Source organism: Campylobacter sp. MIT 12-8780, assembly GCF_006864535.1.
GTDB lineage: Bacteria > Campylobacterota > Campylobacteria > Campylobacterales > Campylobacteraceae > Campylobacter_D.
Genome location: NZ_QHLL01000010.1, coordinates 16,367 through 32,052, shown reverse-complemented (window position 1 = coordinate 32,052; position 15,686 = coordinate 16,367). Strand labels below are relative to the sequence as shown.

Annotated in this window: 15 protein-coding genes; 10 read left to right on the top strand and 5 right to left on the bottom strand. The window is 35.2% G+C overall.

Going from position 1 to position 15,686, the window contains the following annotated elements; translation table 11 throughout:
• Positions 1 to 5 precede the first annotated feature (5 nt).
• The 5 genes from thrB to DMB95_RS07940 form a co-directional block, all read right to left on the bottom strand.
• Complete coding sequence (thrB, locus tag DMB95_RS07960) at positions 6 to 890, bottom strand: homoserine kinase (RefSeq protein ID WP_142931626.1); 885 nt, start codon at positions 888 to 890, stop codon at positions 6 to 8.
• 8 nt (positions 891 to 898) lie between these two features.
• Positions 899 to 1,300, bottom strand: coding sequence for a tRNA threonylcarbamoyladenosine biosynthesis protein TsaB (locus tag DMB95_RS07955; protein ID WP_142931661.1), 402 nt, complete (start codon positions 1,298 to 1,300; stop codon positions 899 to 901).
• Between the two features lie 41 nt (positions 1,301 to 1,341).
• Positions 1,342 to 2,226, bottom strand: a complete 885-nt coding sequence (lpxC, locus tag DMB95_RS07950; protein ID WP_142931625.1) for a UDP-3-O-acyl-N-acetylglucosamine deacetylase — start codon at positions 2,224 to 2,226, stop codon at positions 1,342 to 1,344.
• Positions 2,223 to 3,602, bottom strand: coding sequence for a M23 family metallopeptidase (locus tag DMB95_RS07945; RefSeq protein WP_142931624.1), 1,380 nt, complete (start codon positions 3,600 to 3,602; stop codon positions 2,223 to 2,225). Before DMB95_RS07945 ends, lpxC begins: the two co-directional genes overlap by 4 nt.
• 96 nt (positions 3,603 to 3,698) lie before the next feature.
• Entirely contained in the window at positions 3,699 to 4,526 is an 828-nt protein-coding gene (locus tag DMB95_RS07940) for a prephenate dehydrogenase (protein ID WP_137633457.1), read from the bottom strand.
• An 80-nt stretch (positions 4,527 to 4,606) separates the two neighbouring features.
• On the opposite strand from DMB95_RS07940, the gene bamA reads away from it, so the two are divergent.
• The 10 genes from bamA (at position 4,607) to DMB95_RS07890 (ending at position 15,616) form a co-directional block, all read left to right on the top strand.
• Positions 4,607 to 6,832 (top strand): outer membrane protein assembly factor BamA, encoded by a 2,226-nt coding sequence (gene bamA / locus DMB95_RS07935; RefSeq protein ID WP_142931623.1) that lies wholly within the window; start codon positions 4,607 to 4,609, stop codon positions 6,830 to 6,832.
• 78 nt (positions 6,833 to 6,910) lie between these two features.
• Positions 6,911 to 7,753, top strand: a complete 843-nt coding sequence (accD, locus tag DMB95_RS07930) for an acetyl-CoA carboxylase, carboxyltransferase subunit beta (RefSeq protein ID WP_142931622.1) — start codon at positions 6,911 to 6,913, stop codon at positions 7,751 to 7,753.
• A gap of 3 nt (positions 7,754 to 7,756) precedes the next feature.
• On the top strand, positions 7,757 to 8,209 hold the full coding sequence (locus tag DMB95_RS07925; RefSeq protein WP_142931621.1) for a 23S rRNA (pseudouridine(1915)-N(3))-methyltransferase RlmH: 453 nt from the start codon (positions 7,757 to 7,759) through the stop codon (positions 8,207 to 8,209).
• A gap of 9 nt (positions 8,210 to 8,218) precedes the next feature.
• The gene (gene dksA, locus DMB95_RS07920) at positions 8,219 to 8,575 is read left to right on the top strand and encodes an RNA polymerase-binding protein DksA (RefSeq protein ID WP_142931620.1); all 357 of its coding nucleotides are present in this window, start codon (positions 8,219 to 8,221) and stop codon (positions 8,573 to 8,575) included.
• The gene (locus tag DMB95_RS07915; protein WP_142931619.1) at positions 8,572 to 9,558 is read left to right on the top strand and encodes a hypothetical protein; all 987 of its coding nucleotides are present in this window, start codon (positions 8,572 to 8,574) and stop codon (positions 9,556 to 9,558) included. Before dksA ends, DMB95_RS07915 begins: the two co-directional genes overlap by 4 nt.
• Positions 9,559 to 9,561: 3 nt before the next feature.
• The gene (locus DMB95_RS07910; RefSeq protein WP_142931618.1) at positions 9,562 to 10,479 is read left to right on the top strand and encodes a tRNA dihydrouridine synthase; all 918 of its coding nucleotides are present in this window, start codon (positions 9,562 to 9,564) and stop codon (positions 10,477 to 10,479) included.
• A 196-nt stretch (positions 10,480 to 10,675) separates the two neighbouring features.
• Positions 10,676 to 11,002 (top strand): hypothetical protein, encoded by a 327-nt coding sequence (locus tag DMB95_RS07905; protein ID WP_137633464.1) that lies wholly within the window; start codon positions 10,676 to 10,678, stop codon positions 11,000 to 11,002.
• A gap of 21 nt (positions 11,003 to 11,023) precedes the next feature.
• The gene (locus DMB95_RS07900; protein ID WP_142931617.1) at positions 11,024 to 13,168 is read left to right on the top strand and encodes a flagellar hook-length control protein FliK; all 2,145 of its coding nucleotides are present in this window, start codon (positions 11,024 to 11,026) and stop codon (positions 13,166 to 13,168) included.
• 50 nt (positions 13,169 to 13,218) lie between these two features.
• Complete coding sequence (locus DMB95_RS07895; RefSeq protein ID WP_142931616.1) at positions 13,219 to 13,947, top strand: flagellar basal body rod modification protein; 729 nt, start codon at positions 13,219 to 13,221, stop codon at positions 13,945 to 13,947.
• 25 nt (positions 13,948 to 13,972) lie between these two features.
• Complete coding sequence (locus tag DMB95_RS07890; protein WP_142931615.1) at positions 13,973 to 15,616, top strand: flagellar hook-basal body complex protein; 1,644 nt, start codon at positions 13,973 to 13,975, stop codon at positions 15,614 to 15,616.
• The last annotated feature ends 70 nt before the right edge of the window (positions 15,617 to 15,686 follow it).

Here is a 15,686-nt window from a genome sequence, read left to right as displayed (position 1 = left end):
GATTTTTAGCAAAATTCAAAGCCATTATTGTCAAATTCTAAAATTAAAGCTTTACAATTTGAAAATTTTTCTTGCATTTTACGCATAGCTTGCATAATATCATCTTTAAAATATAAAGAAAAAAAGCTTGATCCTGAGCCTGAAAGCACGCTCATTAAGGCATTGTTCTCAAGGGCAAGTTTTTGCACGTTAAAAAGTTCGGGCAAGGCTTTCATACGTCTTAATTGATGAAGTTTGTCCTTGCTTGCAAGATGTAAAAGCTCATATTTTTTTTCTAAAAAGCACGCCGTTAAAAAAGAAGCATGGGTAAGATTGAAAACAGCAGTTTTAAAACTGACATTTTTAGCTAAAGTATTTCTGCTTTCTTTAGTGCTAAATTCGCTTTTTGGCACAACAACAAGGGCTTTAAGATTATCATCAATCTTTTTTTTGATACTTAAAACTTGTTTATTTTCAACTATAGAGCAAACAAAGCCTCCAAGCGTGCAAGGGGCTATATTATCAGGATGATTTTCATAGTTTAAAGCCTCATTTAGAATTTCTTCTTTGCTGATCTTTATTTTTGCAAGCTTATACGCACAAGCTAGGGCTGAAACTATAACAGCTGATGAGCTTCCTAAGCCTCTTGAGAGGGGGATTTTGTTTGTAAAATGAAAGCTAAAAGGAGGATTTTTTTCTTTGCTAAGTTCAAAAAACTTTTGATAAAAAATTTGCACAAAGGCATTATTGCTAGTATATAAGTTTTTATTCGTTTCTCCCTCGCCTTTGATCTTAATGATAAGTTCTTTGCTGGGTAAAATTTCAACCTCATTAAAAAGCTTTAAACTTAGTCCCAAGCAGTCAAAACCTGGTCCTAAATTCGCACTAGTAGCTGGAACGATGATCTTCAAATTTACTCCTAAATCGCTTCTAAAAAATAAAAAGGTAAATTATCTTCTTTTAAATCTAAGCCTTGCAAGCTTTTAGGCAAGAAAAACTCGCCTGCTTCTGTGTCTTCTAGGATAATTTCACCCTTTTTATATACAAAACATAGCTTTTTATTTGCCCTTATAGGCTTAAAATCATTAAGCTCAAAAGCACTCACTGCAAGAAGTGGTATATCTTTGACTATGCTTAGAGTTTTAAGGCTTAAAAAGCTGATTTTAATGCCCATATAAGAACCAGGTCCATTAGCATATATAAGTTTTGAAAACTCAAATTCTTTAAGCAAGGCTTGAAGTAAAACAGGCAGAGCCTCACTTGCTCTTTCATCACTTTGCACGCTTTTAATCAAAACATCATCTTCATAAATACCCAGCATTAAAGGCTTTGCAAGGGCATTTAAAAGCAAAGAATACTTTTTTATGCAAAGACCTTTTCATAAATTTGAGCTTTTTGTGTCTCAAGGCTTACAATCTCATACGCACTAGTATCTTTAAGCACTTCTTTGGTAAGCAAGTGATTTAAATGATGGCTTCCTGCATAAGAGATATAATCCCCATATACCCTATATCCAAGCAAGCTTAAATCCCCAATGGCATCTAAAATTTTATGACGCACAAATTCATCTTTAAAACGCAAGCCCTCAGGATTTAAGACGCGATTTTCATCAACAACTATGGTATTTTCAAGACTGCCACCTAGTGCTAAATTCATCGCGCGCAAGGTTTCAACATCTTTTAAAAAGCCAAAGGTTCTAGCTCTAGCTATTTCTTCTATATAATTTTTCTTGCTAAACTCAAAGCTGTAATGCTGCTCGCCAATAAGGGCATTATCAAATTTGATAGTATAGCTAATCCTAGGCTCATCAGTTGGAGTAAGGCGGACGAATTTATCTCCATCTCGCACTTCTATAGGCTTTTTAATCACCATGATTTTTTTAGGCGCATCAAGTTCTTTAAGCCCAGCCTCATCAAGCATCATACAAAAGCTTATAGAGCTTCCGTCCATTACTGGAGCTTCATTTGCATTTAAAACTATGCGTATATTGTCTATCCCATAAGCATTAATGGCACTCATTAAGTGTTCTATAGTTGAAACATAGCCTTTTTCATCGCCTATAACTGTGGCTAGCTTGGTATTAATCACTGAACTTGGTAAAGCCTTATAAGTAGCATTTAAATCACTTCTAAAAAAAACTATGCCTGAATTTGCCTCCATAGGCTCAAGAGTGATTTCTATAGGCTCGCCCTTATGAAGCCCTATGCCTACGCCTTTGACGCTTTTTGCAATGCTTAATTGTTTCATCTTGTCTCACTTTGTATGATTTTTTTGCCCTCATCAAGGACTTTGCTGATATTGTTTTTGATCCAATTGCTATCCTGCCATTCTTCAGGACGCACCTCAACACCTTGTATCAAGATACCAAAATGCAAATGATCGCCCAAAGCTAAGCCACTTACACCAGTATCTGCGATGATGTCTCCAGCTTTAACCTCATCGCCTACGCTTACTTCACTTACTGTGCAGTGTCCATATAGGCTGTAAAGCCCAAAGCCATGATCAATAACTATATTTATACCATAAATTCCATTTTCTTCAGCAAATACAACTCGCCCATCATTTGAGCTAAAAATTGGAGCTTTTGCCACGCTTGCTAGATCAAGTCCCATGTGATAGCTATCACTTACAAATTCGCCCTCATAAGAATAAAAGCGATGATCGGCAAAATCAGCTACTTTCATCGCGTTTTTAAGCGGTAGAAAAAGCCTGATAGGAAAGCTTTTAAGCGTTTGATTACTCACTTGAGCTGTAAGAGCGTGAATGCGTTTTTCATTGCCAAGTCTTAAGTCTTCATTGACAAATTTAAAGCTTTCAAGTTTGTTAAAATTGCTTCCTTGTGGAGCGTATTGCTCGGCTAGGGTTTGAATTTTGCCTTCTAAAAAGCGATCATTTAAGGCTATGTTTGAGTTTCTGTATTGTCGGTTTTTAAGATAAAATCGTATGCGTTCTTTGGTAGTGTTTCCGGCTTTATCCTTAGCGACAACATACGCACGAAAATCCTCATCTTTAGAGTCCCAAGCGATTAAACTTGCATAATAATCTTGTTTAAGATAAGGACTTACCGCAAATACTTTTCCTTTGTCAGTTTGGATAAATACTTGATCTAAATTCTCATCTTTTACTTTAAAAACAACGCTTGCTGCTCCTCCTTGTTCGATTTGATATGAGTTTGAAAGTATTGAAACAAGGGGTTTTTTATCATCAAGAATGATAAGAATTTCTTTAAAGGCGGTATTTCCACCAAAGAAATTCCAAAAGCTCTTATCTTTGGCTTCAACCTGCATGATATAGGAGTTTATCTTTTCTTTATAAGAGTTTTTAGGTAAGAAAATTTCAAGCGTTGATTCAAGTTTATTGTTTAATCTTTCATCTTTGATTACCACACCGCTATCGTTGTTATCTTTTTTGAGTGTGATTTTAATGCTCGCAAGCCCTGATTGCTCATCAGCAATACGCATAATGATAGGCTCAGCAAGATTAAGATACACCTTGTCTTCAGCATAAATTACAGGAGGATTTTTTTCAAAAAATTCAAATTGCTTTGCAAAAAACAAAGCAAGAGCGATCACAACAAGGACGAGTAAAAAGATGATTTTATTCGTTTTCTTTCTGCGTGCCATGATCGTTTTCCTTAAAAATTTCTTGATATTTTAATGTGTTTAAGTAAATTAGAAGTAAATTTATCCTTGCATTTGCTTACTTCTGTTTTTTTAAATTTATAAAATATCTCTTAAAGCATTTGCTTTTTTCATCCACTTTTTTAAAGCTTTTTCATCATCATCTTGAATCATTTTCTTGCATAATTCAAGTTCATTTTGAAAAAGCTCTATACTTGCGAGTAAATTTTCTTTATTTTGCTCAAAGATACTGCCCCACATTGCTGGGCTTGATTTGGCGATTCTGCTCATCCCTTTAAAAGAAGGACCGCCTAGATGCACGATATTTTTTTTGTTTTCTTCTTTCATCACAAAATTTGCTAAGGCAAAGCTTATGGCGTGTGGAAGATGAGAGATGATGGCGGTGTGATGATCGTGAGCTGAAGCATTCATAAAGATGATTTGCATACCAAGATATGAAAAAAGCTCAACCGCTCTTTGTCTGTGTTTTACCTCAGCTGCCTCGCTCTCGCATAGCACACATACAGCGTTTTTATAAAGTTCTTTAAAAGCTGCTTTAGCACCGCTATTTTCAGTGCCTGCCATAGGGTGAGCGGCGATAAAATGGCTTTTTAATTCTTTTGGTAAGCTTTTAATGATCTCTTTTTTTGTGCTTCCAAGTTCTATGATAGTTGTATTTGAGCTTGTATCTTTAAGCTCTTTAAGCACTTTTACTATAGCATCAACAGGGATAGCTAAAATGATAATATCACAAGTTTTGATCTCCTTAAAGCTTGCAAGTTCATCAACAAGCCCTAAATTTAAAGCTTCTTTAGCATTTTTTTCGTCCGTATCATACCCAAGCACCTTACTAATGAGCTTGTTTTCTCTCAAACACAGCCCCAAACTTCCACCCATAAGCCCCAAACCAATGATACCTATTTTCATATTATCCTTTCAAAAACTTTTCATTATATTTTTTTGGTTATTATACACGCTTAAAACTCAAATTGAGGTAAAAAATCAGTATGAAAAAAATAATTGGCTTTTGTTTTTTAGTAAATTTTGCTTTGGCTGTGCAAGTCAATGAGATCAAATTTAGCGGACTGACTCAACTTTCAGCTCAAAGCGCTCTTGATATAAGCGGGCTTAAAGCCCCTCAAAATATAAGTGAAAAAGAGATTAATAAAGCGATTTTAAATTTATACAAGCAAAATTATTTTAGTGATATACAAGCGCAGCTAAATAATGGCGTGCTTGAGTTTAAGCTTAAACAAAAGCAAAGTATTGCAAGGATTGATATTACCGGTGTTGCTTCAAATGATCGCAAGCAAATTGATAGCATACTTAATATCAAACGAGGATATTTGTATGATGAGGGTTCTGTAAAAGAAGCTGCTGAGCGCATACGTATGTTTTATGAAGCAAAGGGGTATTTTGATACTGTGGTAGAAACAAGCACCGAGCCTTTGAGTAATGCAAGCGGTTTGCAGCTCAATTTCATCATCAATAGAGGCGAAAATATCACTATAGAAAATGTACTTTTAAGTGGGAGCAAAAAGCTTGATTATGGTGATGTAGAACCAAGTATAGCTAATAAAGAACGCGAATTTATGGGCTGGATGTGGGGTAGGAATGATGGGGCTTTGAAAATCTTTGAACTTGGCAATGATAGTGCGAGGATTAGTGATGAATATATGAAAAGAGGTTATCTTGATGCTAAAGTTTCTTCAGCATTTTTACGCACAGATACAAATAATTACAAAGCTGATTTGTCGTATTTTGTCGAGGAAGGAATTTCTTATAAAATCGCTGCAATTCGTATAGAAAACCCCGTTTTTAGCGAAGAAGAAAATACCGAGCAAGTTGATGATCTTAAATCTCAAGTCGGCAAAACAGCAAATATAGAAAAAATTCGCCAAGATATAACACTCATACAAACAGCCACAGCTGACTTAGGATATGCTTTTGCTCAGGTGTATCCAGATATACAAAAAAACGAACTTGATGCTGAGGTAAGTATAGTTTTTAAGGTTATTCCAAATGAAAAGGTGTATATTAGAAATGTCATTATTTCAGGCAACTCACGCACAGCCGATAAAGTCGTGCGTAGAGAGCTTTATCTTACAGAAGGGAATTTATATCACAAAAGTGATTTGATAGAGTCAAACAATGCACTTCGCAGGACTTCGTATTTTGATGATGTGAATATCAAAGAACAAAGGGTTGATGCGACTCAACTTGATTTGATTGTTGAAGTTACTGAAGCTTCTACAGGATCGATTTCAGGAGGTATTGGCTATGGCTCGACTGATGGGCTCTTGCTTAATGCTTCACTTTCTGATACAAATATCTTTGGCACAGGGCTTAAAAGTGTCATAAGCGTGGATAAAAGCGATGATTATCTTTCTGGTCGTATAGGACTTACAAATCCCCGCTTATTTGATACTTATTATAGTTTGGGCGGAAGTGTGTATGCAAATGAGTATGATTGGGATACTTATAGTGAAAAAAGTCGCGGTTTTGATATCACGCTTGGAAGGCAGTTTTTTAGGTATTTTAATGCAAGTTTAACTTATAATTATGAAGCCGATAATATCTATTATCTTAGCCCTACGCTTTTGCTTTCTGGCTATGAGCTTGGGCGAAGTGTGAAAAGCTCAGTTACACCGGCGATTTCATTTAACAATACAGATGATTATTATCTACCTAGACGAGGGATTATCGCTTCTACAGCCCTTGAAGTTGCTGGGGTTGGAGGAACGCAAAATTTTGTAGCTTCAAGCACGAGATTTAACTTTTATCAAGGTTTGCAAGATTATATAGGGCTTGATTTGATTTATCGTTATAAGGGAGCGTTTTATAAAATCTGGGACACAGGTAAATTACCGATCAATCAAAGAATTTATCTTGGAGGTATTAGTTCCATAAGAGGCTTTGAAAGCAGAACCGTAAGCCCAAAAAACCGCTATGGCTACGAAGAGGGTGGAACGATAGCTTATACAAACTCATTTGAGCTAAGTTTTCCTATCATCGATAGGATCAAGCTTAGAGGAGCTTTGTTTTTTGATTATGGTGCAGTAGGTAGATCGGTGCTTGATATTGATAAAAGCATACACCGCTACTCTACAGGTATGGCTATAGAGTGGATCACGCCTATAGGTCCTTTGCAACTTGTCTTTGCAAGGGCGTTAAATGACAAACCCGGCGATGATACAAATAATTTTGAATTTACTCTTGGAACGAGATTTTAAGAAAAAAAATTGCTATTCTTAGCAAAGTCAAATATTTTATTTGCTATAATGGCGAAGTTTTATTACAAGGCTTAAAGAATGAATTTTTTAGAACTTTTTTCAGGTATAAGACGCAAACAAGCTTCGCCAAGTGAAGCACCAAATCACTGGGTAAAATGCGATAATTGCCATGCTTTAATGTATTACAAAGAGATACAAAGCTCAAATAATGTCTGCCCAAAATGTAATTTTCATATGAGAATTTCTCCGCTTCAAAGGATAGAGCTTTTAAGTGATGAGGGTTCTTTTATAGAGTATGACGCAGCTTTGCACGCTGTTGATCCACTTAAATTTGTAGATAGCAAGTCTTATAAAAAGCGTTTGAGCGAAAGTGAAGAAAAAACAGGACGAAAAAGTGCGGCAATCAGCGGCGAATGTTTGATGAATGGCGTAAAAACTCAACTTGTTGTATTTGACTTTGCTTTTATGGGTGGCTCTTTAGGTTCGGTTGAGGGTGAAAAGGTTGTAAGAGCGGTGCAAAGGGCTATAACAAATAAAACTCCTCTTGTCATCGTTTGTGCTTCAGGTGGAGCAAGAATGCAAGAAAGCACTTTTGCTTTAATGCAAATGAGTAAAACCTCAGCAGCCTTAAAACTTTTAGCTGATGAGAAGCTGCCTTGTATTTGTGTGCTTACTGATCCTACTATGGGTGGGGTTTCAGCTTCTTTTGCTTTTTTAGGTGATATTATTATCGCTGAGCCGGGTGCTTTAGTAGGCTTTGCAGGAGCAAGAGTGATTAAGCAGACTATAGGGGCTGATTTGCCAGAAGGCTTTCAAAGGGCTGAGTTTTTGCTTGAACACGGACTTATTGATGCTATCGTGCAAAGAAGTGAGCTTAAGCAGTGTATTAGCGATTTTTTAAAGCTCTTAAGTAGGAGTTAGGCTTTGCAAATTCATATCGTTTGCGTGCAAAAAAAACAAGGTGAATTTCAAAACCTTGAACACAAATACACCAAGCTTATTAGTCATTATGCGCGTTTAAGTGAATACAATGTATTTAACAACAAAATCGCCAATGCTCAAAAACTTAGCGCAAGCGAAGCGAAAAAAAGCTATGAAGAGCCAATGTTAGCACATAAAAAAGGCTATAGTATCATTCTTGATGAGCGGGGCAAAAGCTTTGATAGTTTAGAATTTTCAAGGCTTTTGGTAGATAAAAGTGAGTTAAGCTTTTTTATCGGTGGGGCGTATGGCTTTGAAAAAAGCTTTCTTTCGCATTTTGATCTAAGTTTATCTTTAAGCAAACTTACCCTTGCTCATCATCTTGTTAAAATCGTTCTTTTAGAGCAGATTTACCGCGCTTTTTGTCTGCACTATCAACACCCATATCACAAATAAAGGCTTCAAATGGATAAATCAAAACTCAAAAGTTTTCAAAAAATTTTAGAAGAGAGAAAAAAACTTATCTTAAATCAGCTTGATAGCAATACTCAAGAAATCGAGGATTTGTATAATTCAGAACCAAATGATAATATTGACTTTTCAAGCATTAACACAAGCTCGCAGATCGAACAAACGATAAATTCAAATCTCAAACAAGAGCTTGGTGAGATTGAAAATTCACTTTCTAAGATCAAGCAAGGTATTTATGGGATTTGTGAGTCTTGTGAAGAAGATATTGATACAAATCGCCTAAAGATCAAACCGCATGCAAAGTATTGCATTAATTGTCGTCAAAGTATAGAAAAAGGAGAAAAACTATGAGGATCAAGCTTTTTATATTCTCAGGATTGCTTTATTTAGTCTTGTTAGGAGCCTTTGTTTATCATGTGAGTAATGCCGAATTTACCCTTATGTTTGGAGGGTATGAATTTACCTTGCCGGTGGTGGTTTGGGTTGTTTTGCCGGTAGTGTTTTTGTTTGTTTGTGCGATTTTACATATGAGTTTTTATACCTTTTTGCGGTATTTAAAAACAAAAGATTTTTATAGCGATGCTCGCAAATTTCAACATTTTGCTCTTGATTTACTCTTAGAAAAAAATCCTAAGCCACATTTTAAAATCAAAGAATTTCAAAATGCAGCCGAGCTAGTAAAAAGTTTAAAAACATTTGAAAAAATTCCAAATAATGATAAATTAAACGAAGTGCTTGATATCTTAAGTGAGCTTAAAGAGCAAAAAAGCGTCAATTTAAAGAAATTTAAACTCGATCAAGAAAATCCACTTGTGCAACTTAATGAAAAAAACACCATTTTAAACGATATAAATTACGCATTTTTAAGACTCAAAAATAAAAAAGAATTTCAAAACGAACTTGATCTTATCGCTTTTGAAGAGCTTTTAAAACTTGGCACTTTCAAGCAAATTCAAAGTTTGAGTTTGCATAAAAACGCTCAACAAATCACCGAGCTTTTCAAACGTTTTGAACAAGGTAGTTTGCAAATGAATAATCAAGAATTTGAAAGCTTGCTTAATGAAGCGGTGTTAAGTGAAAAGCAATACCTTGATATCGCTAAATTAAGCACTAAAAAACTTGATCCAGATTCTTTAATAGCGATCTTTAAAAAACTTAAAGAGCAAAATAGCGATGCACTTAAAGCGTATTTGTTTATCTTGGCTGAATTTGGGCTTTTTGATGAGTTAAGACTTGAGCTAAAAATGAGTTCTAAAGAGTATGAAGAGTTCAATATCATACTTTTAGCAAGAGAACATCACAAAAAAGTTGATTTTAACACGCTCGTGCAATAAATAATGATAGACTTTACTCAAAAGCCTTTAATCCTTGCTCCTATGGCAGGTTTTTCTGATCTGCCTTTTAGGGAAGTGGTAAAAAAATTTAACGCTGATTTAACCATAAGTGAGATGATAAGCTCAAATGCTTTGGTGTATGAGAGCAAAAAAACCCTTAAAATGCTTGAAAAATCAAGCCTTGAAAATCCATACATAGTTCAAATCGCAGGCGCTGATAAAGAAGTGATTAAAAAAGCAGTTTTGCTTTTAAATGACTTTGAATTTATCGATGGCATAGACTTTAACTGCGGTTGCCCGGTCAATAAAGTCATCAAACAAAACGCAGGTGCTAGCTTGCTTTTAAATTTAGAGCTTTTAAAAAGCCTTGTAAGCACGATAAAAACGCATTCTAAGAAAAAAAGCCTAAGTGTGAAATTTAGACTTGGCTTTGAGGAAAAAATTCCAGATCAAATCGCACAAGCTTGCGAGCAAGCCGGAGCTGATTTTATCAGCATACACGCACGAACAAGAAAGCAACTTTACAGCGGAAAGGCTGATTATGAGGGCATTTTAAAAGCTAAAAAAGCTGTAAAAATCCCAGTAGTAGCAAATGGAGATATAAGCTTTGAAAATGCTAAAGAAGTCTTAGCCCTCACACAAAGTGATGCTTTGATGATAGGGCGGGCTAGCATTGGTAAGCCTTGGATTTTTTATGAGATTAAAAACGATCAAAAAATCAGCGAAACTTTAAAAAAAGAAATTATCTCTTTTCATTTTGAGGCTATGCTTAAACACTACGGCGAACAAGGTGTAAAGCTTTTTAGAAAGCATTTGCATGAATACTCTAAAGGTTACAAAGACGCTTCAGCTTTTAGAGACAAGATCAATCGCTGTGAGAACGCAAAAGCTATGCAGCAAGAGCTTGAGGCATTTTTTTAAGTGTTTTTTGCTTTTATACTTCTTAATCTTTTGTAATTTTTATTTTTAATGTAATCATTTTTCTTGTAGATTTTTAACTTTTTTGCTTTTTGTAAGCTTTTGCTATGTTGAGTTTAGTTTTTATTTTTTGAAATTTTAAAAGTTGGAACGAAACTTGCTTTTCTTAGAGAAAATATTTTATTTTAAGGAGACAAAAATGTCAAAGCCGATTCAATTAGAAGCTTTAGAGACTTTCAAAGAGGAATTAAGTGCAAAAAAACCTGAGCTTGTATTGCAAGTTTTAAGCTTGCTTGAGAATTTAAAAGCAAAGGCACAAGATGAAAAAATGGTAAGAATTTCAGCAGAGCTTTCTGCAATCTTAAATGATGAAAAAAACTATGAAAAGATCAAAAGCGCTCGCGATTTAAACGAGCTTTTAGAGTTTATCGAGGAGATGAATGAAGCAAATATTATGCTTAAAATTTATCCAAGCGAAAGCTTGCGTTCGTCATTTCCACATTTGGCTCAAGAGTCATTTTTATAAAAAAATTTACGAGGAAATACTATGTTAGCGGCAAAAAGTGATATCATCGATCTTGCATTCAAGCAAGTAAAAACAAGTGCGAGCGAGCCAGCAAGCTCATCAAGTTCAGTAAGTAGTGATGAGGGGCAAAGCTTTTTAGCAAATTTAGTCCAAGCTATCGATGAGACGAATCAATTTTTGCCAGAACGCTTACAAATCAGCGAACAAGAAGTATTACAAGATGCAAGAGCTATGCTTGAAAAAAGCGATCTTTTAGGAGGCTTTGGCAGTTTTGATGAGAGTAAGAACGAGTCTATATTTGAGTCCTTAAGCTTCATGGAGGTTTTGGGAGTTTTAGAAAAACTTCAAATTCAAAGCACAGATATCAAGCTTGGCAATCTTTCAAGCCAAACTCAACAGCTTTTAAGCACACAAAGCAATCTTGAAGCTTTAAAAGGTGCAAAAAATTTAGGCGAACTCTTAGAGCTTGCTAAAGGCTTAAATTTAAATGTTTCAAACATCAAGGTTGATCGCTTGCTTGAGCTTAAAGAAGCTTTTCCAAATTTAAACAAGGCTGAGTTTTTTAACAAGTCTATTGAAAATGTATTCAAGCAATATCTCAACACCAAAATAGCTGCCGCACTTGAGGGCTTAGAAAGCAAGCAAAATACACAAAAATCAAATTCAAAAGATGCTACAAATTTACTTTCAAAAGCATTAAAAAGCTTGGATTTAGAAAACAAAAACAAAAAAACTTTAGTGAGTGAAAATACTGATGAACTAACTCACACCAAAGCTACAAAAATCGACACAAGCTCGCCAAGTAAAGAGCCTAAAGATAAAATCATCGATCATTTAGACAGCAAAATAGAAAACACAAAAGAAAATATAAGCGAAAAAACAGCTAAAAACAGCACTTTAAACACACAAAAAGATGAATTTAAAAGCACTTTGCAAGTGTTAAGCTCAAAAGAAGCTATCAACGATAAGCTTAATAACACAGCCAAAAACAGCTCAAACGCTTCTTTGCAAACACCTAGCACTGAAAAGAGCATAAAAGAAAATACCTTTATCTTACAAGATGAGCCAAACACAAAGGTTTCTTCTAAGAGCTTTAATCAAACTCAAGAGATAAAAGAAACTAAAAGCCAAACTCAAGATCTTACAAAAGAAGTGAGTAAAGAAGGACAAAATACTCAAATTTTAAACTCTAAATTGGTAAAAGAAAAAGAAAAAATACAAACACAAATTCAAAACGAAGATGAAAAAGCAACTCAAAACCAAGCTTTAAAAACTCAAAATGCTGAGCCAAAAAATGCAGAAAAAATCATAACAAAAAATGATTTTGATGTAAAAGATGAGCTTGAAACAATACACAATCAAAATACAAAAGAACTTCCAAAAGAATTTGCAAAAGAAAAAAGCACACCAAAAAGTGAGATAAAAGCAAACTCAAACGAGCAAGTAAAACTTGCAAGTGAGATAAAAACTATGAGTGAGAGCGTAAGAGTAGAAAATAAAGATTTTAAAAGCACAGATGTAAAACCTGCTTTTGAAAATATCTTAAACAAGATCAATACCAAAGAAAACTTAGGCTCAAACGCGCAAAATAACGCAAATAGCGAGCAAAACCAAAATGCTTCAAAAGAACAACAAAACTTGAATTTTGGCAAAGAAAGCACGCAAAAAAGTAGTGAGGAAAGCACCTTAAATATCAATAAAAACGATAATAGCGAGTTAAATTCTTTGATTAAGGATTTAGCTCAAGTATCAAGAAACGAGCTTAAATCAGCAGTAAATGCTAAAGAGACTTTGCAACATTTTGCAAATGATTTAAAAGAGCAAATGGCAAATTACAAAGCTCCAATTACCAAGCTTAATATCACTTTAAATCCATCAAATTTAGGTGAAGTTGAGGTTACCTTGATCCAAAGAGGAAGTAATTTACATATCAATTTTAACACCAATACCAATGCGATGAACTTGTTTATCCAAAACCAAGCTGAGTTTAAAAATTCACTTGTAAATATGGGATTTACAGGGCTTGAAATGAACTTTAGCGATCAAAGCAAAAAAGAGCAAAATCAAGGACAAAACAAAAACAAAAATGCTTTTAATTATGAAAGCGAGTTTGAAAATACAAGTGAAAACAATACCCTAGAACTTGTTTTAGCAAGGTATTTTTAACTTGGAACAAAAATTGCTTTAAATAAAGATAAAATCACAAGGAGAGTAAGATGGCTTTAGCAACAACAACCAATTCAGTTACCACGCCGACAACGACAGCGACGACAGACACAAGCTCAACAAATAATTCAAGTGCAAGTTCAGCAGCCTCAAATGCGATGCTGGATAAAGACGCATTTTTAAAACTTTTGTTGATAGAAATGCAACACCAAGATCCAACCGATCCTATGGATAGTGATAAAATGCTTACGCAAACTTCACAACTTGCTGCTCTTGAAATGCAACAAAATACAAATACCACTATGGAAAAAATGGTTGAAACTATGACTCAGCTTTCAGATGTTATGCTTTCAAGTGGAAATTTATCCGTGCTTAATGCCATAGGAAGAACAGCTGTGATTACAGAAAGCACCTTTAAACTCACAAGCGCGACTGAAAAAATTTCAGCCAAAATGTATCTTCCTAAAGAGACAAAAGACGGAGCAACTTTTCAAGTGCTTAATGCAAATGGTGATGTGGTGCGAAGCATTAAAGTGGCAAAAGATGATCTTAAAGTCGGCACAAACACTATTGATTGGGACGGCAGAAATGACAATGGTAATTATGTTGGAGCTGGCAATTACACGATGAAGGTAAGCTATACCGATGTTGATGGAGGCACTTCTACTAGTGCGTATGGAGCATATCCTATAGAAAGTATTCAATTTAAAGATGGCGTGCCTTACGCTCAAATCGCTGGGCAGTATGTGAAATTTGATCAAATAGCTGAGATTAGCTAAAAATTAAAAAGGCAAAGGGGGAGTTATGTTTAGCGGATTTTATAATGGAGTAAATGGTATCAAAACTCAAAATTTTGGTATAGATATAAGTGCAAATAATATAGCAAATATTAATACTCCGGGCTTTAAATACTCCTCTGCTGAATTTGAAGATATTTTTTATCAAAGAGCAAGCTCTCAATCAACCAACCCTGCCCAATCAGGCTTTGGCGGCACAGGTTCGGCAAGTAAGGTTGTTTTTGAACAAGGCTCATTTATGACAAGTGATGGTGAGTTTGATGTGGCTTTAAACGGCAAGGGTTTTTTTGGCGTTTTGGGGGCAAATAATCAAGCTTATTATACAAGGAATGGTTCTTTTTCAAGAGATGGAAATGGAAATTTAGTCGATAGCTTTGGAAACTATGTTTTAGGCACGATGAATCCAAATTTTTCCCAAATGAGCTTTAGCGACAGAGTTTCTTCTCTTATGGGAACAAATTTAGGCTCAGGCGCAGTTACTTCAGGCTGGACTATAAACAATCCAAATCAAGATTTTAGCATAGGTGCAACAACGACACAAAGCATACTTTCAGTGCCTAAAAATTTATATCTTCCTCCAGAAGTTACCACAAGCGTAAGTTTTAAAGGGAGTTTAAATGCTGAAACTAAAACTCAAAATGTAAAAGTGCCATTAAATACAAATAACATCAATATCGCTACAAATGATGAAGGCAAGATCGTTGCAAGTGGCTCTGTTAATAGAGCTGATATTTTTAGTGCTAAGGCTGGCGAAAGAGTGATTTTAAATTTCAAAGACGCAAATGGCGTGACATCAAGCATTGAAGCGATTTTAGATGAAAATTTAAACTATCAAACTAATGCTGTGGATTTAGCCGGACTTGATAGGGATAGCTTGTATATAGACTCTGCAGTTTTAGCTACCGAGCAAGAAAGTGCAGATAATAAGACTTTAGAAGCTGATGTGTATAATAGCGATGGCTCAAGAAGCACCTTGCGCTACACACTTTCTCGTGTATTACCTCAAGTTGGCGAAAATATCGAATACAGCATAAGTGCTGGGGTGTATAATAGCGATGGAGAATTAGTCGGGGGTTTGAGTAATGGAAATTTAGTCTTTAATCAAAACGGAGCTTTAATTGCTAACTCGCTTACTAGTGTGCCAAATCCAAATGGTGGCACCATCAGTGTCAATCTTGGCACACCTTTAAATGCAAATGTAGGCTCTGGCTATGATGGAGTTTATATCAACAAAAATTCTAACTCAAATGATGAGCTTGTCGTAAGATCAAATGGCTTTGCTGAGGGCTTTTTCTCGCAATATGATATCAGCAAAGATGGCTCTTTAGTCGCACAATTTACCAACGGACGCACTGCCGTTGTAGGCAAACTTGCTTTGTATAATTTTATCAACGAACAAGGCTTAGCTTCAGCTGGTAGCAATAATTTTATGCAAACTTCAAATAGCGGAGCGCCGACTTTTATCTATGATCAAAATGGCAATTTTAATTACACAGCAAGCTTTGTTGGGGGCAAACTAGAGCAATCAAATGCGGATTTAAGCATGGAGCTAACCAATCTCATCGTTATGCAAAAAGCTTTTGATGCAAGCTCAAAAAGTATCACAACAAGTGATGAGATGATACAAAGAGCCATTAATATGAAAAATTAAATTTAAAACACTATGAATAAGTTTGAGCTCAAGTTAAATTCTCAAGCTCAAATTTGTGTTTTAAGCCTTG